This is a genomic window from Myceligenerans halotolerans, assembly GCF_054782975.1.
This window is the reverse complement of sequence record NZ_BAAGRL010000009.1, coordinates 1-24,352: the sequence shown is the minus strand read 5'-3', so window position 1 is coordinate 24,352 and position 24,352 is coordinate 1. Positions and strand designations below refer to the sequence as shown.

Here is a 24,352-nt window from a genome sequence, read left to right as displayed (position 1 = left end):
TCGTCAAATCGCTCTTCGACTGAGCAGATTACTTCCGTGATATCACCGTGAACGGATGCATGCATGACGAAGAAGCCAAGAATTCACCCGCTTCCGGTACGACATTCCGGACCGTCGTCGCAGGCCAGCGGGCCGAGCCGCCCGCGCGGCGGCAGAAATGGCGTCAAACCGCGCGGGCGGAGGGGCCCTACCGCGGCGTCAGCCCGCCAGGATCGCCGTCATGGCTCGGGAGAGGTACCAGGGGTCGACCACGGCGGTCATCTCGCGGGCCGAGTGCATCGACAGGAGCGCGACGCCGACGTCGACCGTGCGGATACCGAGCCGCGTCGCGCTGATCGGGCCGATCGTCGACCCGCACGGGACGTCGTTGTGCGACACGAACTCCTGGCTCGGCACGCCCGCCGCCACACACGCCGCGTTCCAGGCCGCCGCGCCGTGCGCGTCGGTCGCGTAGCGCTGGTTGGCGTTGATCTTCAGGATCGGGCCGCCGCCCGCGACCGGGCGGTTCGCCGGGTCGTGCCGCTCGGGGTAGTTGGGGTGCACCGCGTGCCCGACGTCGGACGACACGTGGAGCGACGCCGCGAACGACCGCGCGCGGTCCTCCGCCGACGCGCCGAGCGCCGCGTGGATCCGGCCCAGCACGTCCTCCAGGAACGGGCCGGCCGCGCCCGACCGGGACGCCGAACCGATCTCCTCGTGGTCGAAGGCGGCGAGCACGGCGATCCGGCGGTTCACCGCGGCGGTGTTCGCCGCTCCTCCGTTCGCCGCAGCAGTGCCCGGCGACGGCGCCCCGCCGCCCTTCCCCTTCTTCCCGCCGTTGACGCGGGTGAGTAGCGCGGTCAGCGCGGCATGGGCGGACAGGAGATTGTCCAGGCGGCCCGAGGCGAACATCGACTGCCCGGCGCCGAAGGTGCGCGGCGGCTGGGTGTCGGCGACGGTGATGTCGTACCCGGCGATCGTGGCCGGGTCCACCGCCTGCGGCGCGATCTCCGCGAGCACGTCGGCGCCCGACAGGTCGCCCAGCCCCCACACCGGCTGGGTGTGGCGCTGCGCCTCGAGCTTGAGTCCCTCGTTCGCGCCGCGGTCCAGGTGGATGGCGAGCTGGGGGATGCGCAGCAGCGGACCCGTCCGGACGAGGTGCTCGGTGCCCTCGGTCGTCACCACCCGCCCGGCGAGCTCGAGTTCCCGGTCCAGCCAGGAGTTGAGCAGGGGCCCGCCGTACACCTCGACGCCGGCCTGCCACCAGCCGTGCGCGCCGGTGGTGGGCTTCGGCTTGAGCTTGAAGCCCGGCGAGTCGGTGTGGGCGCCGAGGATCGTGAACGCGGCGTCGGGACCGGCGTCGGCCGGGATCGCGAACGCGATCACGGAACCGTCGCGGACGACGACGTACCGCCCACCCGGCACCACGTGCCAGGCGTCGGTCTCGTCCAGCGCCACGAAGCCCGCGACCCGGGCACGACGGGTGACCTCGGCCGCCGCGTGGTACGACGACGGCGACGCGGCCACGAACGCACCGAGGTCCTCGACGTGCTGCTTGGCCGCCTTCGGCGCGGGCTGGCGCGGCGGGATCGACGGCGGCATGGGCGGATTCGAATTCTGAGGGCTCACGCGCACATTATGCGCATCCGAGTCACTGGCCCTGGTCCGGCCCCAGGAAGGTGCGCCAGGTGCCGTCCGGCTCGATCGACATGCGCCAGCCGTGGTACGCGCCGCCGGCGGCACGCCACTCGTCGGCCTGGGCGGGGGTGGCGAAGCCCAGCTCGACGGCGTAGTCCCAGGCGACCGGGTCGTCCTGGTACTCGGGGGACGCGACGGTCGGCCAGACGTAGTTCCCGGTCTCCGGGTCGACGACGGCGACCCCGCTCAGGAGCGTCGCGAGCTTCGCGTACACGTCGTCGCCCTCTTCCGGGAGGGCGAAACGCTCCGCGACCGACACCTCCGCGGCACGGTGGAGCTGGGTGACGCCGGGCTCCTCGATCTCCTCGAGGGCGAGCAGGTCGCAGGCGAGGGCCGCGTCGACCAGCGCCTGCGCGGTCCGCGCCACCGGATCGGGCTCGAACGAGAAGTCACTCGTGTCGTCCAGCCCGGCCGCCGAGCACTCGCCGGGCCCGTCGCCGGGCTCCGGGTCGCCGGCCCCCGCGCTCGGTACGTCCCCGGGATCACCGGACGCCCCACCCGACGGTTCCCGGGACTCTCCGATGCCGGTCGCCGTCCTCTCCGTGGCGACCGTTCCGTCCGACAGGACCTCGACCACCATCGGCTCGCCCGTCACGTAGTTCGCGGCGCCGACGATGACCTCGGTCCACAGGACGGGAACCACCTGGTACTCGCCCGCCGCGAGCACATGCTCGTACTCCACCGGCTCGGAGGACGACACGTCGACGCCTTCCGGCGGATCACAGGCGTTGACGGGGTCGAGCCGGATGTCGGTCCGGGCCAGGCCGGCCTCGTCGTACGTCACCCCCGGCGGCTCCGGATCGAAGTACCGGCTCAGGTTGACGACCTCGCCGTCCCGGATCCACACGGCCGCGGGCTCCAAGTCGAGCGTGCCCCCGCCGGACTTCGGGAGCTCCTGGAGCTCCAGCCCGGCATACGCGGTCGCGGTGTCGCCCTCACCGACACGGTAGGGAGGCCCTTCGAACCTGATCGAGTAGTCGTCGGCGAACCGGGGGACCACCTCCTCGTCCAGGCCGCAAGCGAGCGGGGTCCCTAGGTAGATCTCGGAGGGCACGTACCCGTTCAGGCTCGTGTCCTGCGCGGTCGGGCTCGGTGCCGAGGTGGCGCTGTCCGACGCCGAGGGGTCCGCGGGAAGCAGGGCCTCGTCGCCGAACGGCGTCAGCTGCGCGGCTCCGACGGCGAGCCCGCCGGCGACGGCGAACGCCATGGCCCCGATCCCGCCGATCTTCGTGGCTCGACGCCGGTGGACGCGGTCGCGGACCACGCCGAACTGCAGGTGCATTTCCTCCGTCTCGCCTCCTGGCATCGCGTCCGCGGCGCCGTGCAGTGCGCCGGCGAGGAAGTCCGCGTCGTCACGTTCGGGCAGGTTGCTGTTCATCGGGCGGCCCTCCCTTCGGCCGGATGGAGATCGTCGGGACGGAGCAGGTCCCGCAGCCGGTCGGTGGCATCGGACAGGTACCGCTTCACGGTGCCCTGGGCGGTGCCGAGGACGTCCGCGATCTGCGGGACGGTGAGATCGTCGAAGTAGCGCAGCACCACGCATGCCCTCTGGCGGGGTCCTAGCCGGGCGAGCGCGGACATGACGTCGACCCGGGCCGTGGCGGCCGCGTCCGCGGCGCGGCCGGCGCCGTCGTCGGCGAGCAGGTGCTTGATGTCGTACCAGCGCTGCCGCTTGCGGTAGCCGTCGAGGTAGAGGGTGAGGATCGCGCGGCGTACGTAGCCCTCGGCGTTCTCGAGCGGTGACTCGTCCAGCGCGTGCACGCGCGCTCCCTTCGTGCTTCCGGCCGTCCGCCGGGTGTGGCCGGCCGGTCCGCGGAGCCGGGAGAACACCTTGACGAGTGCGTCCTGCACCAGGTCCTCCGCGAGCGCGCGGTCCCCGGAGAGCATGTAGGCGTAGCGGACCAGCGCGTTGCCGCGCGTGGCCATCAGCTCGCCGAGCTCGTCCTCCCACGCCACGATGGCGTCACCTCCGTGGATCTTTCCGGCCCTTCCGGCCGGACACACTGATCATGACGCGCGGGGTGCGGGGATCGTTGTATCGCCGTGGCGGATGTGCCGTCCGCGGTGCCCGGGCACGCGGAGGTGGTCGACGCCGTCTTCGCCCTTCACACCCATGCGCGGACCGTCGGGGGGTGGCACTGTGATGATCCCTGGGAATCACTGAACAGGGGAGGATGCTCGTGCACGTGCGATTTCTCGGCAAGGATCCCGCGTCGGAACCCAACGGTTCCCCGACGCTCTTCGCGACGGACCGTACCGATCGGGCGACGTACATCGTCCAGGGCTGGAAGGTCAGAGATCCCGAGGCCCGGCAGGAGGTGGGCGAGGTGCCGGACCATGAGGACATCGTGGAGGTACCCGAAGAGGTCATGGTGATGTGGGCAAGGCGCTACCAGCGAGCTGCCAGCCATTAGTGTGGTTCATCCCTCGCTGGGGCATCGGTTACCTTGTCTTCGGTAATGTCGCCTGTTGCCGGATAGAAGAGAGATGCCCGTGCCTCGCACCACAGCGTTGAGCCCTCGCATCCGCGAGGGGCGCACCTCGTTGGGTGCGCGTCTTCGCGACCTCCGGCGAGCTGCTGGAATGACAGGGCAGCAGCTCGCCGACTCGCTGTCGTGGGCGAGGTCGAAGGTCTCCAAGCTCGAGAACGCGCATCAGCCGCCGACGGATGACGATGTCCGCGCGTGGTGCCACGCCACGAACAGCGCCGAGCAGATCGACTCGCTCCTCGCGGAGCTGCACACGCTCCAGACGCGCCACCAGGAGTGGGATCGTGTGCTGCGCGGTGGCATGGCGTCGACGCAGAACGCCGTCGCCCGCCGGGAGGAGGAGACTCGCCTCTTCCGTGGGTACGAGTCGGGGATCGTGCCCGGCCTGCTGCAGACGCCCGAGTACGCGGGCGCGATCCTGGAGCGCGTGAGCAAGACGTGGGGCCGGACGGATCTCGCGGAGGCCGTCGCGGCACGGACGCGCCGGCAGGACGTCCTGCGGAATCCGTCGAAGGAGTTCCGGATCGTCGTCACCGAGGCGGTCCTGCTCTACAACCTCTGCCCCCCGGACGCGATGCTCGGCCAGCTCGACCGGCTCCGCGAGGCCACGAAGCTGACGAACGTCCGCTTCGGCATCATCCCGTTCGACCAGCCGCTGATCGTGACGCCGAAGCATCCCTTCGGGATCTACGACGCCCTGATGGTCGAGGTCGAGACCGTCTCCGCGCTGCTGCAACTGACCCAGGCCGCCGAGGTCGAGGCGTATGTCGCCGCCTTCGACGCCCTGGAGCGCGCCGCCGTCCACGGCAAGCGGGCACGAGCGGTGCTGAGCCGTGCCGCGCAGCAGGTCGCAGCGCGGAAAACCGACGAGAAACATTGAGAAAGTTCCACGTGCGACGCCGTTGGTGAAACTAACATCCAGAGGCATGTGCTCGGTCCACACCCAGGTCACGGCTGATGGGACGCACGCCGTCGTGCGCATCCCGGCCTCCCCCCTCTCCCCCTCGCACGACTCCACGGCCCGCTCGACGCCCCGGGATGTCCCATGACTCCGCGCGGCGACAACGACAGCTCCACGGCGGAGCCGCCCGCCCGGCCTCCCGCCCGCAGGACCGCGGGTGACATCCCGCCGGGGGAGCGCTCGTTCCGGGGGGAGCACGCCACCTGCATGATGTGCGGGAAGATGACCGTGCTGACCTGGGTCGAGGAGACCCGCCGCTATCACTGGATCGCGCGGGGCGAGCCCGCCGACCGGAAGCCGCGGTGCGACGGCGACACGGGGTGGTGGGTCGGCGAGCCGAAGCTGACGGCCCACGTCCCGAAGTTCCGGCGGTGGGACTACGCCGAGGACGAGCTGCTGCAGGGCTCGCTGAACGGCGACAGGTAAGGGGTAGCGCGGGCAGGCGCGGCGGCCTCCAGGAGGTTCACGGTCATGGCTCGGCCCCTGCTCGACCCCTCCCGGCCGGGAGGGGCGCGAGGTCACTCGTCCGGCAGCAGGACGCCGTCCTTGGTGAGCGTGACCGTGACCGGGGCACTCCACGAGGCGGGGTCCTCGACGGCTCGGTCCACGGCGTCCGTGTCGGACTTCCCGGACTCGTCGCCCGTCGGGACGAGGTACTGGTACGCGCGCACCTGATAGGTGCCCGCCGGAAGCTCGGGCGGCTCCGCGGTGGGCCCGCTCGCCTTCTTGTCCGCGCTGTCGTGGCCCAGGCAGGCCGACCTGGTCGGCGGCGTGCCGTAGTGAGTGAAGTCCTCCACGCCTACCGTCGCGTCCTGCACGGCGTCGACGGGGAGCGACACCACGCGGCCGTCCTGGGTCCACACGTAGGAGAGGGGACCCGCCAGCACGTCGTCCGACAACGATCTCGGCGTCCGGGTGACGGCCAGCGTGTTCCGCCGCACGTCGGTGATCCGCAGGCCGTATCCGTCAGCGGATGCCCCGACGCCGACCGCATCCACGGAGCGTCCCTCGCGGTCGTCGGGGAAGAACCTCTGGGGCAGGCGGTCGCCGCAGGCGATCGCGCTGCCCTCCCAGCCGGGCGGCTGGAATCCGAGTATCAGGTGGGCCTCGCCGTGCGCTCCCAGGCCGAGCACGTCGGGGGCCGCCGTGAACCCCACGACCCCTGGCGCGTAGCTCATGTCGTGGGGCGGGTCGTACAGCGCGCCGGCCGCGACGAGCGTCACCGCGGCCACAGACATCATCCCGGCCCCCGCGGCCTTGGCCACCCTCCGGGTACGGACCCGGCCGCGCACCGCGGCGTAGGCGTCCTCATGGGGCGGTGCCATCGCCGCACCCCGCCGGGACATCTCTTCGAGTGCGGCGGCAAGACCCGTTCCCGCCCCTGGATGTTCTCCTTCGGGCGGGTGGTCTGCGTTCGTCACAGGCTTCCTCCCGGCTGCACGTCCATGACGTTCTGAAGCGCTGACATGGCGTCCGACAAGTGCCGCTTCACAGTACCCTGCGCGATGCCCAGGGTGGCCGAGATCTGCGGCACCGTCATGTCCTCGAAGTGGCGCAGGACCACCACCGCACGCTGGCGCGGGGACAGCCTTTCGAGCGCCGCCTCGATGTCCGCCCGGGCCGTCGCGGCGTGCTCCGGGCTGCGCGCGCGGCCGTCGTCGGCCAGGAGGTGCTGGATGCCGAACCACCGGGAGCGGCGGCGGAAGCCGTCGACGTAGATGTTGGTCATCGCGCGCTTCACGTAGCGCTCGATGCCCATCGCCGGGTCGAAGCCGGTCCCGTGCGCGTCGTCGCCGAACGGCTGCCCGTCCGCGTCGGCGACGCGCGGCGCGGCCGGGCGCCGGAATCGGGAGAAGGTGCGGACCAGCGCCTCCTGGACCAGGTCCTCGGCCTGGTGCCGGTCACCGCACAGCAGGTAGGCATAGCCGTTCAGAGCGGCCCCTCGATGCATCATGAGGTCGGCCAGCTCCTTGTCCCACTGCGGCACAGGGGCCTCCTGAGGTTTCTCATGTCAGGTCGTCACGAACGAGCGCCCCCGATGGTTGGGGGCAACCGAGAGATTCTTCCGCATCACGGACACCGCTTGCGAAATCAATCTCACCTGACTCAGAGGGACCTCTCAGCATCCTGATACAGACCAGAAGTGAAGAAACAGTGAAGACGGCCGAGCTCCCCCAACGGTTCGGCAGGCAGGCCTCGCACGGCCCGGGCCCAGTCCTCGTGCGTCAGGCCAGCTCGATGCGGTAGCCGCGCTTCACCACGGTCCGGATCAGGTCCCTGCCCGCCGTCTCGCGCAGGCGGGCGATCGCCACCTCCGCGGCGTGCGGGTCCGTGGACTCGCCCGGCAGCGCGGCCAGCACCTGGTCCCGGGAGACGACATCGCCCCCGGCCGCGGCGAGCAGCCGCAGGACCTCGACGCCCGTCGGTGACAGCGGCAGCACCTGCCCGTCCAGCACCGCGACCCGCGCACGGATCTGCAGCGGCCCGGCGACGGTGGCCAGCGCCACGGACTCGATCCGCTCGTAGTGCCCCACCAGGGCCCGCACCAGCGCGCCCAGGCGCCCGCGCTCGGGCTGCAGCGTCTTGATCCCGCGGTCCTCCAGCGGCTTCGCGGTGATGGGTCCGACGGCGGCCATGACCAGCAGATCCGCCTCGACGCGTTCCCGGACGGCCGACAGCACACCCGCCTCCTCGACGGCCCGGGTCCATGCCTCCGAGCCGGGCGCGGAGGTGAACACGACGGCGTCGATCTCCCCCACCGCGGCGGCATCGGCCGAGGCGAGGACCGCGCCCGGGTCCGGAGCCGGACCCCAGCGGTACACGATGAGGCTCGCGACCTGCGCCCCGGCCTTCTCGAACACGTCGTCCAGCCCGTCGGCTCCCGCGCCGTGGTGCTGGATCGCGATCCGCAGCCCGGACACGCCCTCGCTCAGCAGCACCTCCGCCACCTCGGCGGAGGTCTCCGACTCGGCGACCCAGTCGGCCTGCAGCCCGGCTGCCTGGATCGCGCCGCGCGCCTTCGGCCCGCGCGCCACGAGGCGCACGCGCTCGAGCATCGCGGTGAGCGGGCCGTCGAGCCCGTGCGCGTCCGCCGCCTCGAGCCAGGCACGGAACCCGATCCCGGTGGTGACCACCACGACGTCGGGCGGGTCGGCGAGGATCGCGCGCGTCGCGGCGAGCAGCGTCTGGTCGTCGACGTGCGGGATCATGCTCAGCGCGGGTGCGTGGCGGATCGTGGCACCGCGGCGCTCCAGGGCCGCGGCCAGCTCGGCGGCCCGGCGCTCGGCGGTGACGAGCACGGTGCAGCCGGCCATGACCTGTCCCAGGGCAGGCCGGGGCAGGGCCACGCCCTGCGCGGCCTCAGACACCGGCACCTGCCAGTCGCCCGTCACGCGCGCCCCCGAGCAGTCCGTCCGCCGCCACGCCACCGATGACGATGACGGCGGGGGCCACCACACCCTCCGCAGCGGCGGCGTCCGCCGCCTCGTCGAGGCGGGTCCGCGTGACGCGCTGAGCGGGCGTGGAGCCGTTCTCCACGATAGCCACGGGAGTGGCCGGGTCGGTCCCGGCACGCAGCGCCTGCTGAACGATGGTGCTCAGCGACGAGACCCCCATGAGTATCACCAGCGTAGCCGTGTTCTCCCGGACGACCGCGAGCGCGGCGGCGTCGAGGCCGCCGTGCCCGGACGTGATGTGCACGCCGTGGGCGGTCCCGCGGTGGGTGACGGGGATGCCCGCGAGTTCCGGGACGCTCACCGCCGAGGTGACCCCGGGGACGACGTCGACCTCGATCCCCGCCTCCCGGCAGGCGATCATCTCCTCGCCGCCCCTCCCGAAGAGGAACGGGTCGCCGCCCTTGAGGCGCACGACGTGCGCCCCCGCGCGGGCGCGCGCGACGATGATGCGGTTGATCTCGTCCTGCGGGACGGGATGGTGCCCGGACGTCTTGCCCACGTGGACGACGTCGGTGGTGGCGGGCAGGTCGTCGAGGACGCCGACGGCGCCGAGCCGATCAGCGACGACGACGTCGGCGCTCTGCAGGGCCCGCCACGCCCGCAGCGTGAGCAGGTCGACGGCGCCGGGCCCGCCGCCCACGAGGGTGACCCGTCCCCGCGCGCAGTGATCGGAGCCGGGACGGCGTGCCGCGCCGCCCGGCTCCGACACCGGCCGGGCCGTCACCCGGGTCCTCACGCCGGCACTCCCACGTGGACGACGCCGTCGAGCACCCGCGCCGGGTAGGCCGTCAGGCCGGCCGCGAGGCCTGCCTTCGGTTCCTTGTCGGCCGTGACCAGGCACTCGCCGGTGACGAGGGAGAACACCTGCTTGTAGATGGGCGATGCCACGGTGGGCACGCCGCCCCGGGTTCCGACGATCCCGCGGGACAGGACGTACGCGCCGGAGAACGGGTCGAGGTTCTGCACCGCGTGCACCCGTGCGCCGTCGTGCGGCTCGGCCAGCAGGAAGACGGCGATCTGGACGCCGCCGAGCAGCGCGGCGACGCCGCGCTCGGGCATCAGGTCGTCCACCGGGCACACGGCGTGCCACACGAGATCGCTGGACACGTCCATGCCCTCGCCTCCTTCCGACACCTCGGCGAGCGCGACGGCACCGCCGGGCGCCGCCACGGTCGGGGACTTGTCGCGTTCCGACTCGCGTTCCGGGACGGTCATGAGCGCACCTCCAGGTTGGGGCCCGAGATCAGGACCGGCGCGTCCTCCGCGCCGGAGAGGGCCGCCGCGCGTTCCTCGTCGGTGGCGGGGCGGTGCTGGCCGCGCTCGGAGACGTACGCGAGGTTCGGGTCCGCCTCCTCCGGCGCGTTCACGAACGACGTGAAGCGCCGCAGCTTCTCGGGATCGTCGAGCACGGCCTTCCACTCGTCCTCGTAGTTGGCGACGTGGTGGGCCATGGCGGCGTCCAGGTCGGCGCAGATGCCGAGGGAGTCCTCCATGACGACCTGGCGTACGCCCTCCAGGCCGCCCTCGACCTCGTCCATCCACGGGGCGGTGCGCTGCAGGCGGTCGCCCGTGCGGATGTAGTACATGAGGAAGCGGTCGATGGCGGTCAGGAGCTGCTCGCGGGTGAGGTCCTCGGCCAGCAGCTTGGCGTGCGCGGGACGCTGGCCGCCGTTGCCCGCGACGTAGAGGTTCCAGCCCTTGTCCGTGGCGATGACGCCGACGTCCTTGCTCTGGGCCTCGGCGCACTCGCGGGCGCATCCGGACACGCCCATCTTGAGCTTGTGCGGGGCGCGCAGGCCGCGGTACCGCAGCTCGAGCTCGACCGCCATGCCCACGGAGTCCTGCACGCCGTACCGGCACCAGGTGGAGCCCACGCAGGACTTCACGGTGCGCAGCGACTTGCCGTACGCGTGGCCGGACTCGAAGCCGGCGTCCACGAGGCGGCGCCAGATGTCGGGCAGCTGCTCGACGCGCGCGCCGAACATGTCGACCCGCTGGCCGCCCGTGATCTTCGTGTACAGGCCGAAGTCGCGCGCGACCTCGCCGACGGCGATGAGCCCTTCCGGGGTGACCTCGCCGCCGGGCATGCGCGGCACCACCGAGTAGGTGCCGTCCTTCTGCATGTTGGCCAGCATGTGGTCGTTGGTGTCCTGCAGCGCGGCCTGCTCGCCCGCGAGGATGTGGCCGTTGCCCTGGCTCGCGAGGATGGAGGCGACGACGGGCTTGCAGATGTCGCAGCCGCGGCCGGGGCTCGTGGCGCCTTCGGGGGCGCGCCCGAACCGGCCGATGATCTCGCTGAACGTGTGCAGGTCGGCCACGCGGACGGCGTCGAACAGCTGGGCGCGCGTCAGCTCGAAGTGCTCGCACAGCGCGGTGCTGACCTCGATGCCGGCCTTCTCCAGCTCGGTGTTGGTGAGCTTCTTGACCACCGGGAGGCAGGCCCCGCAGGTGGTGGCCGCCTTGGTGCAGGCCTTGACCCCGGGGACGTCGGTGCAGCCGTGCTCCGTCACGGCGGCGCGGATCTCTCTGGCCGACACGTTGTTGCAGGAGCAGACGGCGGCGTCGTCCGGGAGTTCGAGTCCACCGAGGGCGGCGCCGTTACCGCCCTCGGGGAGAATGAAGCTGCTCGGGTCCCCCTCGGGCAGCTGGGCGCCGAGCATGGGCCGCAGCATCGCGTACGGGCCGGCGTCGCCGACGAACACGCCGCCCAGGAGGGTGCGGGCGTCGTCGGACAGCACGAGCTTCTTGTAGATGCCCGCGACCTGGTCGGCCCAGACGACCTCGACGCAGCCGTCGGCCCGGCCGTGGGCGTCGCCGAACGAGGCGACGTCGACGCCGGACAGCTTGAGCTTGGTCGCGGTGTCCGCGCCGGGGAAGGTCGCGTCGCCGCCCAGCAGGCGGTCGACGACGATCTCGGCCATGGTGTAGCCCGGCGCGACGAGGCCGATGCAGCGGCCCTCGATGCAGGCCACCTCACCGATCGCGGACACGTCCGGGTCGCTGGTGCGGCAGGCGAGGTCGACGACGGCGCCGCCGCGCTCCCCCATCTCCAGCCCGGCCTCCCGCGCCAGTTCGTCGCGGGGGCGCACGCCCGTGGCGACGACGACGATGTCGGTGTCCAGCCGGCCGCCGTCCGCGAACTCCATGCGTCCGACGTGGCCGGTGCGCTTGTGCGGCTTGAGCTCCTTGGTGGCGGTGTCGGTGCGGACCGCGATGCCCTTGTTGTTGATGAGCCGCTTGAGGGCCTCGCCGCCGCCCAGGTCGATCTGCACGCCCATGAGGTGCGTGCCGAACTCGATGACGGTGGCGTGCGCGTCGAGCGCCTTGAGCGCGCCCGCCGCCTCCAGGCCGAGGAGGCCGCCTCCGATCACGGCACCACGTAGGGGCTTGTTCGGGCTTGCCTCTCTCTTCTGCTCGACCCAGCCGCGCAGGGCCGCCAGGTCGTCGATGGTGCGGTAGACGAACACGCCCGGGAGGTCGGCGCCCGGGATGGGCGGCACGAACGGGAAGGATCCCGTGGCCAGCACGAGGTGGTCGTAGTGGTGCTCGCGGTCGAGGCGGTCGGTGACGGTCTTCCGTTCCCGGTCGATCGCCGTGATCCTGCGGTCGCGGTACAGGGTGACGAGCGGGTCGTCCCACAGCTCGGGCTCGCCGAGCGCGAGGGCCTCGGGCCCCTCGGTGAACCAGCGGCTCAGGCCGACGCGGTCGTAGGGGGGCCGGGGCTCCTCGGCGAAGACCTCGACGGAGTAGCGGCCTTCGGGGTCGCGGGAGCGCAGCGCCTCGACGAAGCGCTGCGCGACCATGCCACCGCCCACGACGACGACGCGCTGCGTGTCGTCGCTCCGGGCGGCTTCGCGCTGGGTGTCGCCCGCAGGTCCGGGCACGGATGAGTTGACCATGTCTTGACCGTAGGTGGGCACCTTTTCGGTACCGTGCGACGACGGTTGCACGGCGGGAACATCTTCCTCACGCGGCGTGGAGCCGCCCTGTGAGCCGCCCGTCATGCCGGCACCTGCGCATCGCTCGCGTCACGGTCCGTGGCCGGCTGCCGCGACGACCTCACCCAGGCCGCGATCCCGCAGACGGCCTCCTCGCAGGATCCGCAGCCGGTGGTCGCGCGGGTCTCCGCGGCGATCTCTTCGAGGGAGTCCTTCCCGTCGGCGCAGCAGGCGGCGATCTCGCCCTTGGTGACGCCGTTGCACCGGCACACCACGGCGTCGTCCGGCATGTGTTCCGGCGAGTCGACGGGCGCGGCGGTCGGCATGATCGGCGTGAGCAGCAGGAACGCCGGGTCGGCCGGGACGGGGGTGCGCCGCGTGTAGGCGGCGGTGAGGTCGGCCGCAACGCGTGGGTCGCCCACGCACGTGGCGCCCACCAGGACGCCGTCGGCCACCACCGCCTCGACGAACCGGCCCGCGGCCGGGTCGGCGAGCCGCACCGCGCGCTCACCGGGCCGGGGCGCCCGGCCGAGGCCGGCCGCTCCCATGCTGACGATGCTCAGTTCGCCCGCCTTGACCTTGACCACGTCGGTGCCGCGCGTCTCGATACCCCGGTCCGACGGCGTCCGCGACACCGCCTGCGAGCCGAGCAGCGTGCCGAGGCGCACGGCCATGGACGGACGCCCGCCCTGCTCGGGGAGGCGGAGGTGCTCGCGGGGACCGGATGACGCGCCGACGGCCGGCTGGTCGAGGCCCGCGGTCTCCCGCGCGGTGGCCGCGGCACGTGCGGCGGCCTGGTCGGCGAATCGCTCGGCCAGGCGCCGCGCCTGGTCCCAGCCCTCGGCCACGAGGCCGCGCGATCCCTCGGGCGGCTGGGCGCAGTCGCCGACGGCGCAGACGACGTCGTCGTCCGGGCTGGTCAGATCGTGTCCGACGACGATGCCGCGGTCGGTCGTGAGCCCGGCCGCCTGGGCGATCCGGGACGTCGGCACCGTCCCGGTGGACATCACGACGAGGCCCGCCGCGACGACGTCGTCGTCCCCGAGCCGGACGCCGACGACACGGCCGCCGGCCACGAGCACCTCGCTCGGCAGCACCCCGGCGCGGACGGTCACGCCGCGGGCGGCGAGGCCGTCGGCGAGCACCTCGCCGGCGGGACCGTCGAGCTGGCGCGCCATGAGCGAGGGGGCGCCGTCGACGATGGTGACCTCCAGGCCACGGGCGGCGAGTCCGTAGGCGGCCTCGACGCCGAGGACGCCGCCGCCCACCACCACGGCGCGCGGGGTGTTCACGGTGGCGGCGACGATCTCGCGGGCGTCGTCGAGGGTGCGCAGTGCGTGCGCGCCGGCCGGGAGTCCGGGAACGCCGCCCGTGCCGAGACCCGGGACCGGGGGGATCCGCGCCTCGGACCCGGTGGCCAGGACCAGGTGGTCGTAGGGGTGCCGGGTGCCGTCGTCGGCCACGACCACCCGCGCCTCGCGGTCGATCGAGACCGCGCCGACGCCGCGCCGCAGGTCGACCCGTTCCAGGTCGGGCGTCGGCATGCCGATCGCGGCGACGTCGGTGCGGCCGGCGATGACGTCGCTCAGCAGCACGCGGTTGTACGGCTCGTACGGCTCGGCGCCGAGGACGGTGATGTCGAAGGCGTTGTCGGTGTCGCGGCGCAGCAGTTCGTCGACGAACCTGCCGCCGACCATGCCGAAACCGATCACGACGATCCGCAAAGGGACTCTCAGACTCATGCGGGGGTCTCCTCGAGTGTGGGGGCGGACTCGGGGCGGGCGCCGGGGGCTGGGCCCGGCACGGTGCCCGGCGGGAGGCCGTCGGGCACGGGTGCGATCTCCACGGCGCACACCTTGAACTCCGGCATCCCGGAGATCGGGTCGGTGGCGTCGGTGGTCACGCGGTTCACGGAACCCACGCCGGACCAGTGGAACGGCATGAAGACGGTGTCGGGGCGGACGGCGTCGGTCCAGCGTGTGGTCGCCTCGACGAAACCGCGGCCGGTGGTGAGGCGGGCGCGGGCGCCGTCGGGCACGCCGATCCGGAAGCCGAGCACCGGATGGATCTCGATGTAGGGCTCGGGGACCAGCCGCTCCAGCTCGGCGACGCGGTGGGTCTGCGCGCCCGACTGATAGTGCTGCAGGACGCGGCCCGTGACCAGGTAGAGCGGTGCGCCCGGGCGGACGTCGTCGGACGGGCCGTTGTGGTCGACGGCGATCATGCGCGCGCGTCCGCCGGGGGTGGGGAAGCCGTCGAGGAACAGGCGCGGCGTGCCGGGGTGGTTCTGCTGGCCGGGCCGCTCGGCGGACGTCGCGCTCGGAGCGGGCGAGTCGTGCGGTTCGGCGGCTTGCTGCGGTTCAACGGAGCCGGGCTCGGCGAGCGACGGTCCTGCGGGGACCGGCGCGCCGGGCAACGCCTCTACGGGGGCCGACTCGGCAGGCACGGGCCAGAAGTAGCCGGGGCCGGACTCGGCCTCGTCGGCGTCGAGGCGGGCGTGGGAGAGGCCCGAGTAGTCGGCGACGCCGCCCCGCGACGCGAGGGCCAGCTCGTCGAACACCTCGGCGGGGTCGGTGGGGAACCGCACCGCGCCCGGCTCGGTCTCGCCCGGCGTGCCGAGGCGGCGGGCCAGCTCGGCGAGGATCCACAGCTCGGACCGGGCCTCGCCGGGCGGGTCCGCGGCACGACGGCGGCGGATGACCCTGCCCTCCAGGGACGTCATGGTGCCTTCCTCCTCGGCCCACTGCGTGACCGGGAGGACGACGTCGGCCAGCAGGGCGGTCTCGGACGGGACGAAGTCGGAGACCACCAGGAGGTCGAGCGACCTCAGCCGCTCGACGACCGAGTCCGCGTTCGGCGCGCTGACGAGCAGGTTCGACCCGTGCACCAGGAGCGCGCGGGGACGGATGGCGGCGCCCGCGGCGGCCGGAGCCGGGGAGGACGGCGCGGCAGCGGGCGGCGCGGCAGCGGGCGGCACGGCAGACGACGACGGGGTAGACGACGGCGCGGCGGACGTGTCCGGCGATCCGCCCCGCGCCGGCGCATCCGTCGCGGACGGGCGTGCCCCCAGCGACTGGAGCAGCTGCACCGCCGGCTTGCCCGGGCCCGGCAGCGACTCGGGGGTCACGCCCCAGACGCCGGCGACGTACTCGCGCGCGGCGGGGTCGTCGATCTTGCGGTAGCCGGGGAGCTGGTCGGACTTCTGGCCGTGCTCCCGACCGCCCTGCCCGTTGCCCTGGCCGGTGACGGCGCCGTAGCCCGAGCCCTCACGGCCCACGAGGCCCAGGGTGAGCGCGATGTTGATCGCCGCCGTCACGGTCGCGGTGCCCTGCGCGGACTGCTCCACGCCCCGGCCGGTCAGGACGTACGCGCCACGACCGCCGTGCACCGGCGCCGCCACGGCGAGCAGCCGCGCCACGCGGCGCAGATCCTCGGCCGGGACGCCGCACACGGTCTCGGCACGCTCGGGCCACCAGGCGGCGACCGAGCGGGCGACGTCGTCGAACCCGGTCACCCGCTCGGCGAGGTACTCGCGGTCCGCGAGACCCTCGGCGAGGAGCACGTGCAGCAGAGCGAGGAGCACCACCATGTCGGTGCCGGGGACGGGCTGCAGGTGGACGCCGGCGCCGTCGTCGGTCAGCCTGGCGGTGGCGGAGACGCGCGGGTCGACGACGACGAGCCCGCCGGTGCCGCGCCGGCCGGCCTCGCGCGCTCCGGCGAGATGCTGCACGGCGGGCGGCATCGTCTCGGCCAGGTTCGAGCCGAGCAGCAGCACGACGTCCGCGCCGCCGACATCCGCGAGCGGGAACGGCAGCCCGCGGTCGGCGCCGAGGGCGCGGTTGGTCGCGGCCGCCGCGGACGACATGCAGAACCGGCCGTTGTAGTCGATGTTCGGGGTCTGCAGCACGATGCGTGCGAACTTGCCGAGCGCGTACGCCTTCTCGTTGGTGAGCCCGCCGCCGCCGAACACGGCCACCGACTCGGGGCCGTGCGCGGCCCGGAGCGCGGCGAGCTTCCCGGCGACCAGGTCGAGCACGGTGTCCCAGCTCGCGGGGACCAGCGGATCCTCCGCCGACGCCGCCTGAGGAGCTTCCGGCGCCGGCCGGTCACCGCCGGCCACGCGATCGTGTGCGACCACGCCATCGTGCTCGACCACGCCATTTTCGCCGGTGTTGACGTCACCATCAGCCGGAATGGCGTGGTCGCGCAGAACGGCGTGGTCGCGCCCCGCCGTCTCACGGGTCGAGGCGGGCAGGAGGGAGCGGCGGATCAGGGGGGTCGTGATGCGGTCTCGCGCCGTCAGGACGGACGCGGAGGTCCAGCCCTTCTGGCAGAGGCCGCCGCGATTGGTGGGGAACTCGCGCGGGGTGACCGTGAGGGGAAGTGCGCGCCGGGCGCCGCCGTCGGGCGACGGGCCGTCCGAGCCACGACCGCCGTCGTGCACGGACGAGGCGGTGGCGGGCGCGCCCCCGGCGCCGGGCTCGGTGCCCGGCGCCAAGGACATGCCGCACTGCAGGGCGCAGTAGGGGCAATGGGTGTCGGCCATCATCAGACCTTCGCGGCGCGCATCTCGCCGCGCCCGTAGACGATCCAGCAGACGGCGGCCATCAGGGCGTACATCCCGATGAACAGCCAGAACGCGGGGACGAGCGATCCGGTCGTGGTGGTCGAGACCGCGAACCCGCGGGGGATCAGGAAGCCGCCGAACGCGCCCGCGGCTCCCGCGATGCCGATGCAGCCGGCCGCCATCTTCGGGGTGAGGCCGGCGACCCGGAAGACCGCGGGGATCATCCGGTACACCGAGCCGTTGCCGACGCCGGTGAAGATGAACAGGAACATGAAGGACCCGAAGAACACCGGGAAGTTGTGCGTGCCGAGCGACCAGATCGCGCCCACGGTCCCGGCCGCCATCGCGGCGAAGGAGACGAGGGTGATCGACACGCCGCCGAGCCGGTCGGCGAGGATCCCGCCGAGCGGGCGGGCCACGGAGCCGACCAGTGCGCCCATGAACGCCAGCGACAGGGACACCTCCGGGAACTGGTTGTTCATCAACGTCGGGAACGCGCCGGCGAACCCGATGAACGACCCGAACGTGCCGATGTAGATGAAGCTGATGAGCCACGTGTGCTTGCTGCGGGTGGCGATGGCGAACTGGCGCGGGTCGGCCTTCGCCGTGCTGAGGTTGTCCATGAACCGCCAGGCCAGGAACACCGCCAGCAGGATGAACGGGACGAACACGTAGGCGGCGTTCTGCAGCGCGACACCGGCGCTCGTCACGATCACGAGCGGCACCACGAACTGCACGGCCGCCGTGCCGACGTTGCCGCCGGCCGCGTTCCAGCCAAGCGCCGCGCCCTTCTCCCTCTCGGGGTAGAAGAACGAGATGTTCGCCATCGACGAGGCGAAGTTCCCGCCGCCGAAGCCCGCGAGCGCCGCGACGGCGAGGAGCACCCCGAAGGAGACGCCGGGATTCTGCACCACGATGGCGAGCCCCGTGCACGGGATGAGCAGGAGGGCGGCGGAGACCATGGTCCAGTTGCGGCCGCCGAACACGGGGACGGCGAGCGTGTAGGGGATGCGCAGGGTCGCGCCGACCAAGGCGGGGAGGCCGATGAGCCAGAACATCTGGTCGGTGGTCAGGGCGAAGCCCGCCGCGGGGAGCTGCGGTACCACGATGGACCAGACGGCCCAGACGCAGAAGCCGAGGAACTCGGCGAAGATCGAGGGGAGGAGGTTGCGGCGGGCGATACGGCGGCCGCCGTCGTTCCAGAAGGTGGGATCCTCCGGGTCCCAGTGCTGGATCCAGCGGCCGGTGCGGTGGTGGCGGCGCTCGGCGGCGGCGCTGATGCTCGCGGCCTTGGCTGCTTCCAGGGCGTGCGCGGGGGCCGTCGCCGCGTCGCCGGCCTCTACGGCGGTGGCGGCGTCGAGGGTCGTCGTCACGCCGTCCCGCGCCACATCGGTCGCGGTCGCCGCCTGTGCGACGGCGGTAGTGGGGTTGTCTTCTCGGGCGGTCGGTGCGGACACGTGGTGCCTCCCTGATGGCTTGGTGCCCGACGACGTCGGGCAACCGGGAACGATGTCCCGGCACCGGCCCGACGTCGGACCGGATGCGACGACAGTAGGAAAACGGTGTTTCCATGCCGGTCATGAGGCGGTGAAGCAACCGTAAGAAAGAACGCACAGGTGCTTGGGGGGCGGTGTGAGACCGCGCGGGGCGTGCCCCTCCCGGCTCACAGGTAACGCCGGCCGGCAGTGAGGCCCGCGCAACCCGTCGCGAACAGCGGACGACTAGCGTGGACGTCGTGGAACCGACGCCCCGTACCGTGGCCGAGCACGTCGAACGCGTGCTCGCGATGGTCGCGCCGCTGGCCGCGTACGAGGTGACGCTGGGGGATGTGGTCGGCGGCGGTGCGGTCGGCTGGTTGTCGTGTGGGGTGGAGCGTGGTCGGTCCGATGTCGTGTGGTCGGTCCCCCGAGCGACCGATCACACGACATCGGACCGACCACACGACAACCGGCCGACCGCTCGACAGCCGACCGATCTCCCCGTGCTCGCCGAGAACCTGTGCGCCGCAAGTCCTGTGCCGGCCTTCGATCACTCGGCCATGGACGGTTATGCGGTCCGCGGCGACGATCTGCCGGTGACCGGCGACCCGGTGACGCTCCAGGTCGTGGCCGACATCCCCGCCGCGGCGGCCGAACCTCGCGAGCTGGCGCCGGGCACCGCGGCCCGGATCATGACCGGCGCGCCCATCCCGCCGGGGGCGGACGCCGTCGTCCCCGTGGAACGGACGTCTACCGGCCGGTTCGACCCAGCCGCGGAAGCCCGGCCCGGCACGGCGGACACCGTGACGCTGGCGCGGCAGCCCCGCGACCACATCCGCCGGCAGGGCTCGGACATCGCGGTGGATGCCGTGCTCGCGCGCGCCGGTCAGGAGCTGACCGCGCCGGTCGTGGCGGCGCTCGCCGCCGCCGGCGTCTCCCGGGTCCGTGTCCGACGGCGGCCACGGGTGGCAGTCATCGCGACCGGCTCGGAGCTCGTGCCGTCGGGAGCACCGACCCTGCCGGGTCAGATCACCGACTCGAACTCGCTCATGCTCGCCGCCGCCGCACGAGCCGCCGGGGCGGACGTCATCCGCCTGGGCCCGGTGCCCGACGACCCGGAAGCGCTCCGCGCCGCCCTGGACGATGCGGCGTTCGGCCGGCCCGGGCCGGAACATTCCGCCGCGACGGCAGGGGCACGTGTCGATCTGATCGTGACCGCCGGGGGCGTGTCGGCCGGGGCGGCGGACGTCGTACGGGCCCTGCTCTCGGCCGGGAACAGCGTGCCGTCCGGGGGCGGTGCGGACGTCGCCACTGTCGGTGGTGGAACGGGTGCCGGAGCGGCGTCGCGGTCGGGCGGGCCCGACATGCGGTCGGCGATGCCGCCGGCCGGGTCCACCGCATCGTCCGGGGCGGTGTCCGACGTCGACGTCGCCGCCGTGGGGATGAAGCCCGGGCGTCCGCAGGCGCTGGCGCGCTGGCGGGGAGTGCCGTGGGTCGCCGTGCCGGGTACTCCGGTGGCCGCCTACGTCTCGTTCGCGATGTTCGTGCGTCCCGCGATCGGGCGGCTGCGCGGTCTCCCGGGGGTGAGCACCGCGCCGGAGACCCGCCCGGCCGCCGTCGGGTGGAAGAGTCCGCGGGACCGGGAACAGGTCGTGCCGGTGCGGGTGCTGGCCCAGGGCGTCGAGCCCACCGGGGACGGACACCATCTGTCGGCGCTGGTAGCGGCGGACGCACTCGCCGTCGTTCCCGCCGGCGTCGAGAAGGTCGACCCGGGCGACCCGGTACCGGTGATCCCGCTGTGAACGCCGGCGGACGCGCGGGAGGCACTGGCGGCGACGCTCCCGGAGCGACAGGATCCGCTGCCGCGGACGACGCAGTCGACGGCACGGCCGGAGGCCCCACCGTCGGCGGCCCCCTCACACATGTTCCCGCCACACAGCGCGACGCCCGCCTCGAGCCGTACGACGCGATCGTGCTCGCCGGCGGTCGCGCGTCCCGGCTCGGTGGCGCCACCAAGCCAGGGTTGCTGTCCGGCGGCGTCCCGCTTCTCCATCTCGCGCTGGACGCGGCGCAGGGGGCGCGCCGGATCGCCGTCGTCGGCCCCGACGACCTCGCGGGGGTGATCGCCGCCCACCCGGCCGCGCCCAGGACCGTCCTGACCAGGGAGGATCCTCCGTTCGGTGGCCCGGTGGCCGGTATCGCCGCGGCCTTCGACGCGCTCGTACCTCCGGCGCCGGCCGAGGCGCCCCCGACGAGCGACACTCGTGTGGTCGGGGGTTTTCCGCGTGGTCGGGCAAGTGATCGACCGACCACACGGATAACCCCCGACCACACGAAGCCGGACGGACCGCCGTCCCCTCCCACTGCCGACCACGCCGAGCCTGGATCGCCGTGGGTGCTGCTGCTCGCCGTCGATGTGCCGCGGGTTGGCGAGGCCGTACCGCAGCTGTGGCGCGCCGTCCGGGGTGAGAGCGGGGCGGACGGGGCGTACCTTGTCGCCGGCGGGCGGTCGCAGTGGCTCGTCGGGCTGTACCGCGCCGATGCGCTCGCCGAGCGTCTGGCCGCGATCGCCGTCGGACACGATGCGCCTTCCGGGCGCGGCGCCTCCGTGCGACGCCTCGTGAGCGGTCTCCGCCTGCTCGAAGTTCCGGATCCTGGCAGTCTGTCCGCAGACGTCGACACGTGGGACGACGCCGAACGGCTCGGCGTCCGCCCCGGGCCCGCATCGAAGGAGTGACCATGACCGACCTGAAGACCTGGATCTCCGCCCTGGAGACCGAACTCGGGCTCGAGCCCGGGACCGTCGACATGAACGCGGTCCTCGACCTCGCACGCGACGCGGCGCACGCCGTCGCGCGCCCGGCCGCCCCGGTGACCACGTACGCCGTCGGCTACGCGGCCGGGGTGGCCGCGGCCACCGGCACCACCACGGACGCGGCCCGCAAGGCCCTGGCACTGGCGAACCGCTGGCCGGAAGAGGGCTGATCCACGGCCTGCGCGGGTGAGCGACGGTCACGACGACGTCCCCCACCCGCGCGGCCGTTCAGGACAGTCGAACGTGCTGCCGACCTCTACCGACAAGGATCGCGCATCCGACACTCCTACCACTTATAAGTGGTAGGCTTTTTCGGTAGTGAATGCACCATGAGCGCAGAAGGGAGTGACGTCATGTCCACACTCACAGCCAGGACGTCGATCACCGTCAGCGACGCCGAGGCAAAGCAGGCACAGCACGTCGGCCAGGAACGCTCACCGCACGAACCAGTGACGTGGGTCGTCGAACGGGGCGATGAACGAGTCCAAGTTCCCGCGGAGCTCAGTGCCGTCATCAGCCAGGTCGTCGAGACCATCGCGCGAGGCGGAGTAGTGACCGTCGGGAGGATGCCAGAAGAGCTGACAACGACCGTCGCGGCACGTGAGCTGGGCATCTCCCGGACCACGCTCCTGAAGATGGTCGCGGCGGGCGAGCTGCCGGCGCACAAGGTCGGGAGCCACACCCGGGTCCGATCCGCGGACGTACTCGCTGCGAAGAGGGCTCGCCTCGCCCGGCAGCGCAAGGCGCTCGAAGAGTTGATCGAGCTGGAGGACGCCATGGAGCGCGAAATCTAGAGCGGCAATCTAGTCTAGACGGGTGCAAATCCGCGTCCTCCCCGATGCCAACATCCTCTTTTCCAGGACGCTCCGTGACTGGCTTCTCTTGTCACAGACTGTCTCAGACAGCGAAGTCTTCGCCGTGTACTGGACGGAGGACATCCTTGCCGAGACGGTCTACCGACTGCGACGCAGTTTTCCGGACTGGGACGGCGGAAGGATCACCACGATCCGCGACCGGATCGCGCAGGTACTCGAGGGCGGCAGAGTCGACGACTTCCCCGTCGGTGCCGCCTTCCCGGGATCCGATGCGAACGACCGGCACGTACACGGGGCAGCCCTGGCGTGCAACGCTGACATAGTTCTCACCGACGACGCCGGGTTCAGCCGGATCGAGGACACGCTCCCGTACGAGGTTTATAGCGCCGACGACTTCTTCGTTCTCCTTGACGACAGCTCACCCGAGACGGTCCACGCCGTTACCGAGCGACAGGCGCGTCACTTCTGGCGCACCCGCGGCGAGGCCGACCTCTGTGCACCGCTGAAGCTGGCAGGGTGCCCGGAGTTCGCAGAGCGTGTGCGCGTCCACCTTCAGCAACTTGACACGTCGGACTGGTAGCTGGGGAAGATCCGCCCCTGCAAACCTTTCTGGGGGCAGCACGGGATCTTCGCGCTCGCACAGCGCCCGGGGCGGCACTGCCGCGGAAGAGGGCTGATCCACGGCCTGCGCGGGTGAGCGACGGTCAGAAGAGGACGTCCTGGCCCGTCTCCCCCGGTGTCTCCTTCGGCCTGGCGACAGGTGACGTGGTGGCGGTGAGGGTTGCATCGTGGGCGGCTCGGGTCAGGGACCAGCCTTGGAGCAGGCCCGTGTCGAGCAGCACGATCCCGCATGGCGTGGTCAGGTACAGGTCGCGTCCGATGCGGCAGGTGACCTCGCCGCTGATCGTCGATCCCGCGTGCAGGGGGTCGATCTGCCGGGTGGGCGCGACGCCGGCGTCGGGCAGCCCGTAGGTTCGGGTGTGATCCACGGGCCCGGCGGGGGTCCGGGTCTGTCCGGGCGGCCAGTCCATGCCTTCGGCCTGCTCGGCGATGGCCATCAGCTCGTCGTCGCGGGACGACGTCGTCCCCGGCGCGGCGCGTGCGGCGCGTTTGCGGGCGGTGCCGACCTGTTGCGGCAGGCCGAGCGCCGCGCTGAGCAGGGACTCGCACCGGCGGGCGGACAGCAGAGTCCCGGACGACAGGAACAGCGAGGACAGTGCGCCCTGTTCGAGCAGCCGGGCGTGTCCGCGCTCCGCGGCGGTGATTCCGGCCTTGACGATGCTCCCGTGGTGGGCGAGGTAGACGGTGAACCGGCGCGGGTCGTCGAGCTTCGTGTCGGTCGCGATGGACCGCGTGCGGGCGATCGCGGCGCACGAGGCGCACTGGCCGGACTTCGCTTCCGGCGCGATCGTGGCGCGGGCGGTGCAGGGGATGCGGCGCCCGTCCCACCACAGGCCGACGCATCGCCGATCGGCACCGACGGTCGCGGAGAACGGCACACCCATGTCCACCTGGCTGCTGCGCGTCTTGCCGGTCGGAGACAGCCACGCCAGCGCCGCGGCCGGGCTGCCGGTCCCGGTCCAGACGAGCCCGGTCGGCCGCCAGGCGGATACGGGCGTGTCGGTCATGGGGTGGCTCCCAGCGGTCGCAGGAGCTCGGGGTCGTCGGTCAGGGACTGGCGGCAGCGCAAGCTATCCACGGGCGACACGTTCTCATAGGACGGCAGTCGTCCCTCCGAGGATGGGCCGGGCTCGGTGCGGGTCAGGTGGCGGGAAGGTCCGTCTCGGAACTCGCCGTCGTACGTCCTGGGTCCATACGCGGGCCGGGGCCCGGTGTGGGTCCCGGCCCGCTCCCGCCGCTGGTCTGGGTGACGGCGGGCCTGCGGCCGGTGCGGGGCGGTGCACCGGCCGCAAGATCTGTGGTGACCGGCTCAGTGGCGGCTGGCCGGTTCGGTGACGAGCTTGCCTGCGGCGATGGCGTTCAGGATGGACGCGGCTCCGTGCTGCTCAAGGGTGCCGGTCGTGATGTCGGCAGCGGCGCGCACGACGGCGGGCGCTCCGGCCATGGCGACGGCGGTGGCGGCCCACCGAAACATCGGCAGATCGTTGTGCGCCACGAGGCGCTGTTTATCCGTGTGGAGGTGAGAGACCTTTGCTG

Annotated in this window: 22 protein-coding genes; 8 read left to right on the top strand and 14 right to left on the bottom strand. The window is 72.7% G+C overall.

The window, feature by feature from the left end:
• Positions 1-198: 198 nt before the first annotated feature.
• From ACYVK5_RS08025 to ACYVK5_RS08015, 3 genes are read right to left on the bottom strand one after another with little or no spacing between them, the layout of a single operon-like run.
• Positions 199-1,581, bottom strand: a complete 1,383-nt coding sequence (locus ACYVK5_RS08025) for a M18 family aminopeptidase (protein ID WP_460703657.1) — start codon at positions 1,579-1,581, stop codon at positions 199-201.
• 49 nt (positions 1,582-1,630) lie between these two features.
• Positions 1,631-3,055 (bottom strand): hypothetical protein, encoded by a 1,425-nt coding sequence (locus ACYVK5_RS08020; RefSeq protein WP_460703625.1) that lies wholly within the window; start codon positions 3,053-3,055, stop codon positions 1,631-1,633.
• Positions 3,052-3,633, bottom strand: a complete 582-nt coding sequence (locus ACYVK5_RS08015; protein WP_460703623.1) for a sigma-70 family RNA polymerase sigma factor — start codon at positions 3,631-3,633, stop codon at positions 3,052-3,054. Before ACYVK5_RS08015 ends, ACYVK5_RS08020 begins: the two co-directional genes overlap by 4 nt.
• A 224-nt stretch (positions 3,634-3,857) precedes the next feature.
• Here ACYVK5_RS08015 and ACYVK5_RS08010 point away from each other — a divergent pair, with 224 nt between their 5' ends.
• The 3 genes from ACYVK5_RS08010 to ACYVK5_RS08000 all read left to right on the top strand — a co-directional run bounded on the left by ACYVK5_RS08010 (position 3,858) and on the right by ACYVK5_RS08000 (position 5,553).
• Complete coding sequence (locus ACYVK5_RS08010) at positions 3,858-4,091, top strand: hypothetical protein (RefSeq protein WP_460703621.1); 234 nt, start codon at positions 3,858-3,860, stop codon at positions 4,089-4,091.
• A gap of 73 nt (positions 4,092-4,164) precedes the next feature.
• A complete protein-coding gene (locus ACYVK5_RS08005) occupies positions 4,165-5,046 on the top strand; it encodes a helix-turn-helix domain-containing protein (protein WP_460703619.1) in 882 nt (293 codons plus the stop codon).
• A 165-nt stretch (positions 5,047-5,211) separates the two neighbouring features.
• On the top strand, positions 5,212-5,553 hold the full coding sequence (locus ACYVK5_RS08000) for a hypothetical protein (protein ID WP_460703617.1): 342 nt from the start codon (positions 5,212-5,214) through the stop codon (positions 5,551-5,553).
• A 92-nt stretch (positions 5,554-5,645) separates the two neighbouring features.
• On the opposite strand, the gene ACYVK5_RS07995 is transcribed toward ACYVK5_RS08000, so the two are convergent.
• The 9 genes from ACYVK5_RS07995 to ACYVK5_RS07955 all read right to left on the bottom strand — a co-directional run bounded on the left by ACYVK5_RS07995 (position 5,646) and on the right by ACYVK5_RS07955 (position 18,460).
• A complete protein-coding gene (locus tag ACYVK5_RS07995; RefSeq protein WP_460703615.1) occupies positions 5,646-6,452 on the bottom strand; it encodes a hypothetical protein in 807 nt (268 codons plus the stop codon).
• Between the two features lie 92 nt (positions 6,453-6,544).
• Positions 6,545-7,114, bottom strand: coding sequence for a SigE family RNA polymerase sigma factor (locus ACYVK5_RS07990; protein WP_460703613.1), 570 nt, complete (start codon positions 7,112-7,114; stop codon positions 6,545-6,547).
• A 238-nt stretch (positions 7,115-7,352) separates the two neighbouring features.
• Positions 7,353-8,441: a uroporphyrinogen-III synthase gene (locus ACYVK5_RS07985; RefSeq protein WP_460703655.1), complete on the bottom strand. Its 1,089-nt coding sequence runs from the start codon at positions 8,439-8,441 to the stop codon at positions 7,353-7,355.
• 46 nt (positions 8,442-8,487) lie between these two features.
• Entirely contained in the window at positions 8,488-9,318 is an 831-nt protein-coding gene (cobA, locus tag ACYVK5_RS07980) for a uroporphyrinogen-III C-methyltransferase (RefSeq protein ID WP_460703611.1), read from the bottom strand.
• Complete coding sequence (gene nirD / locus ACYVK5_RS07975) at positions 9,315-9,797, bottom strand: nitrite reductase small subunit NirD (protein ID WP_460703609.1); 483 nt, start codon at positions 9,795-9,797, stop codon at positions 9,315-9,317. Before nirD ends, cobA begins: the two co-directional genes overlap by 4 nt.
• Entirely contained in the window at positions 9,794-12,481 is a 2,688-nt protein-coding gene (gene nirB, locus ACYVK5_RS07970) for a nitrite reductase large subunit NirB (RefSeq protein WP_460703607.1), read from the bottom strand. Before nirB ends, nirD begins: the two co-directional genes overlap by 4 nt.
• A 101-nt stretch (positions 12,482-12,582) precedes the next feature.
• Positions 12,583-14,262 carry an FAD-dependent oxidoreductase gene (locus ACYVK5_RS07965; RefSeq protein WP_460703605.1) on the bottom strand — a complete coding sequence of 560 codons (1,680 nt, stop codon included), beginning with the start codon at positions 14,260-14,262 and terminating at the stop codon, positions 12,583-12,585.
• Positions 14,259-17,066 carry a molybdopterin oxidoreductase family protein gene (locus tag ACYVK5_RS07960; RefSeq protein WP_460703603.1) on the bottom strand — a complete coding sequence of 936 codons (2,808 nt, stop codon included), beginning with the start codon at positions 17,064-17,066 and terminating at the stop codon, positions 14,259-14,261. The genes ACYVK5_RS07965 and ACYVK5_RS07960 overlap by 4 nt, the downstream gene beginning before the upstream one ends.
• A 2-nt stretch (positions 17,067-17,068) precedes the next feature.
• Complete coding sequence (locus ACYVK5_RS07955) at positions 17,069-18,460, bottom strand: MFS transporter (RefSeq protein ID WP_460703653.1); 1,392 nt, start codon at positions 18,458-18,460, stop codon at positions 17,069-17,071.
• A gap of 362 nt (positions 18,461-18,822) precedes the next feature.
• Between ACYVK5_RS07955 and ACYVK5_RS07950 the strand changes: the two genes are divergently transcribed.
• The 5 genes from ACYVK5_RS07950 (at position 18,823) to ACYVK5_RS07930 (ending at position 22,775) form a co-directional block, all read left to right on the top strand.
• Positions 18,823-20,367: a molybdopterin molybdotransferase MoeA gene (locus ACYVK5_RS07950; protein ID WP_460703601.1), complete on the top strand. Its 1,545-nt coding sequence runs from the start codon at positions 18,823-18,825 to the stop codon at positions 20,365-20,367.
• Positions 20,364-21,302 (top strand): molybdenum cofactor guanylyltransferase, encoded by a 939-nt coding sequence (gene mobA / locus ACYVK5_RS07945; protein WP_460703599.1) that lies wholly within the window; start codon positions 20,364-20,366, stop codon positions 21,300-21,302. The genes ACYVK5_RS07950 and mobA overlap by 4 nt, the downstream gene beginning before the upstream one ends.
• A 2-nt stretch (positions 21,303-21,304) precedes the next feature.
• Positions 21,305-21,550: a DUF6457 domain-containing protein gene (locus ACYVK5_RS07940; RefSeq protein WP_460703597.1), complete on the top strand. Its 246-nt coding sequence runs from the start codon at positions 21,305-21,307 to the stop codon at positions 21,548-21,550.
• A gap of 183 nt (positions 21,551-21,733) precedes the next feature.
• On the top strand, positions 21,734-22,174 hold the full coding sequence (locus ACYVK5_RS07935) for a helix-turn-helix domain-containing protein (protein WP_460703595.1): 441 nt from the start codon (positions 21,734-21,736) through the stop codon (positions 22,172-22,174).
• Between the two features lie 22 nt (positions 22,175-22,196).
• A complete protein-coding gene (locus ACYVK5_RS07930; RefSeq protein ID WP_460703593.1) occupies positions 22,197-22,775 on the top strand; it encodes a PIN domain-containing protein in 579 nt (192 codons plus the stop codon).
• Between the two features lie 124 nt (positions 22,776-22,899).
• Here ACYVK5_RS07930 and ACYVK5_RS07925 read toward each other — a convergent pair whose 3' ends face one another.
• Together ACYVK5_RS07925 and ACYVK5_RS07920 are read right to left on the bottom strand one after the other, a co-directional pair.
• The gene (locus ACYVK5_RS07925; protein ID WP_460703591.1) at positions 22,900-23,823 is read right to left on the bottom strand and encodes a DUF2797 domain-containing protein; all 924 of its coding nucleotides are present in this window, start codon (positions 23,821-23,823) and stop codon (positions 22,900-22,902) included.
• Positions 23,824-24,125: 302 nt separating this feature from the next.
• The coding region (locus ACYVK5_RS07920) for an HAD hydrolase family protein (RefSeq protein WP_460703589.1) at positions 24,126-24,352 on the bottom strand (227 nt) is incomplete at its 5' end.

Coding starts and splice junctions, on each gene's coding strand:
- ACYVK5_RS08025 (WP_460703657.1), bottom strand. CDS start 1,581: ATGCCGCCGTCGATCCCGCCGCGCCAGCCCGCGCCGAAGGCGGCCAAG.
- ACYVK5_RS08020 (WP_460703625.1), bottom strand. CDS start 3,055: ATGAACAGCAACCTGCCCGAACGTGACGACGCGGACTTCCTCGCCGGC.
- ACYVK5_RS08005 (WP_460703619.1), top strand. CDS start 4,165: ATGCCCGTGCCTCGCACCACAGCGTTGAGCCCTCGCATCCGCGAGGGG.
- ACYVK5_RS08000 (WP_460703617.1), top strand. CDS start 5,212: ATGACTCCGCGCGGCGACAACGACAGCTCCACGGCGGAGCCGCCCGCC.
- ACYVK5_RS07995 (WP_460703615.1), bottom strand. CDS start 6,452: ATGGCACCGCCCCATGAGGACGCCTACGCCGCGGTGCGCGGCCGGGTC.
- ACYVK5_RS07985 (WP_460703655.1), bottom strand. CDS start 8,441: ATGGCCGGCTGCACCGTGCTCGTCACCGCCGAGCGCCGGGCCGCCGAG.
- nirD (WP_460703609.1), bottom strand. CDS start 9,797: ATGACCGTCCCGGAACGCGAGTCGGAACGCGACAAGTCCCCGACCGTG.
- nirB (WP_460703607.1), bottom strand. CDS start 12,481: ATGGTCAACTCATCCGTGCCCGGACCTGCGGGCGACACCCAGCGCGAA.
- ACYVK5_RS07965 (WP_460703605.1), bottom strand. CDS start 14,262: ATGAGTCTGAGAGTCCCTTTGCGGATCGTCGTGATCGGTTTCGGCATG.
- ACYVK5_RS07960 (WP_460703603.1), bottom strand. CDS start 17,066: ATGGCCGACACCCATTGCCCCTACTGCGCCCTGCAGTGCGGCATGTCC.
- ACYVK5_RS07940 (WP_460703597.1), top strand. CDS start 21,305: ATGACCGACCTGAAGACCTGGATCTCCGCCCTGGAGACCGAACTCGGG.
- ACYVK5_RS07935 (WP_460703595.1), top strand. CDS start 21,734: ATGTCCACACTCACAGCCAGGACGTCGATCACCGTCAGCGACGCCGAG.
- ACYVK5_RS07925 (WP_460703591.1), bottom strand. CDS start 23,823: ATGACCGACACGCCCGTATCCGCCTGGCGGCCGACCGGGCTCGTCTGG.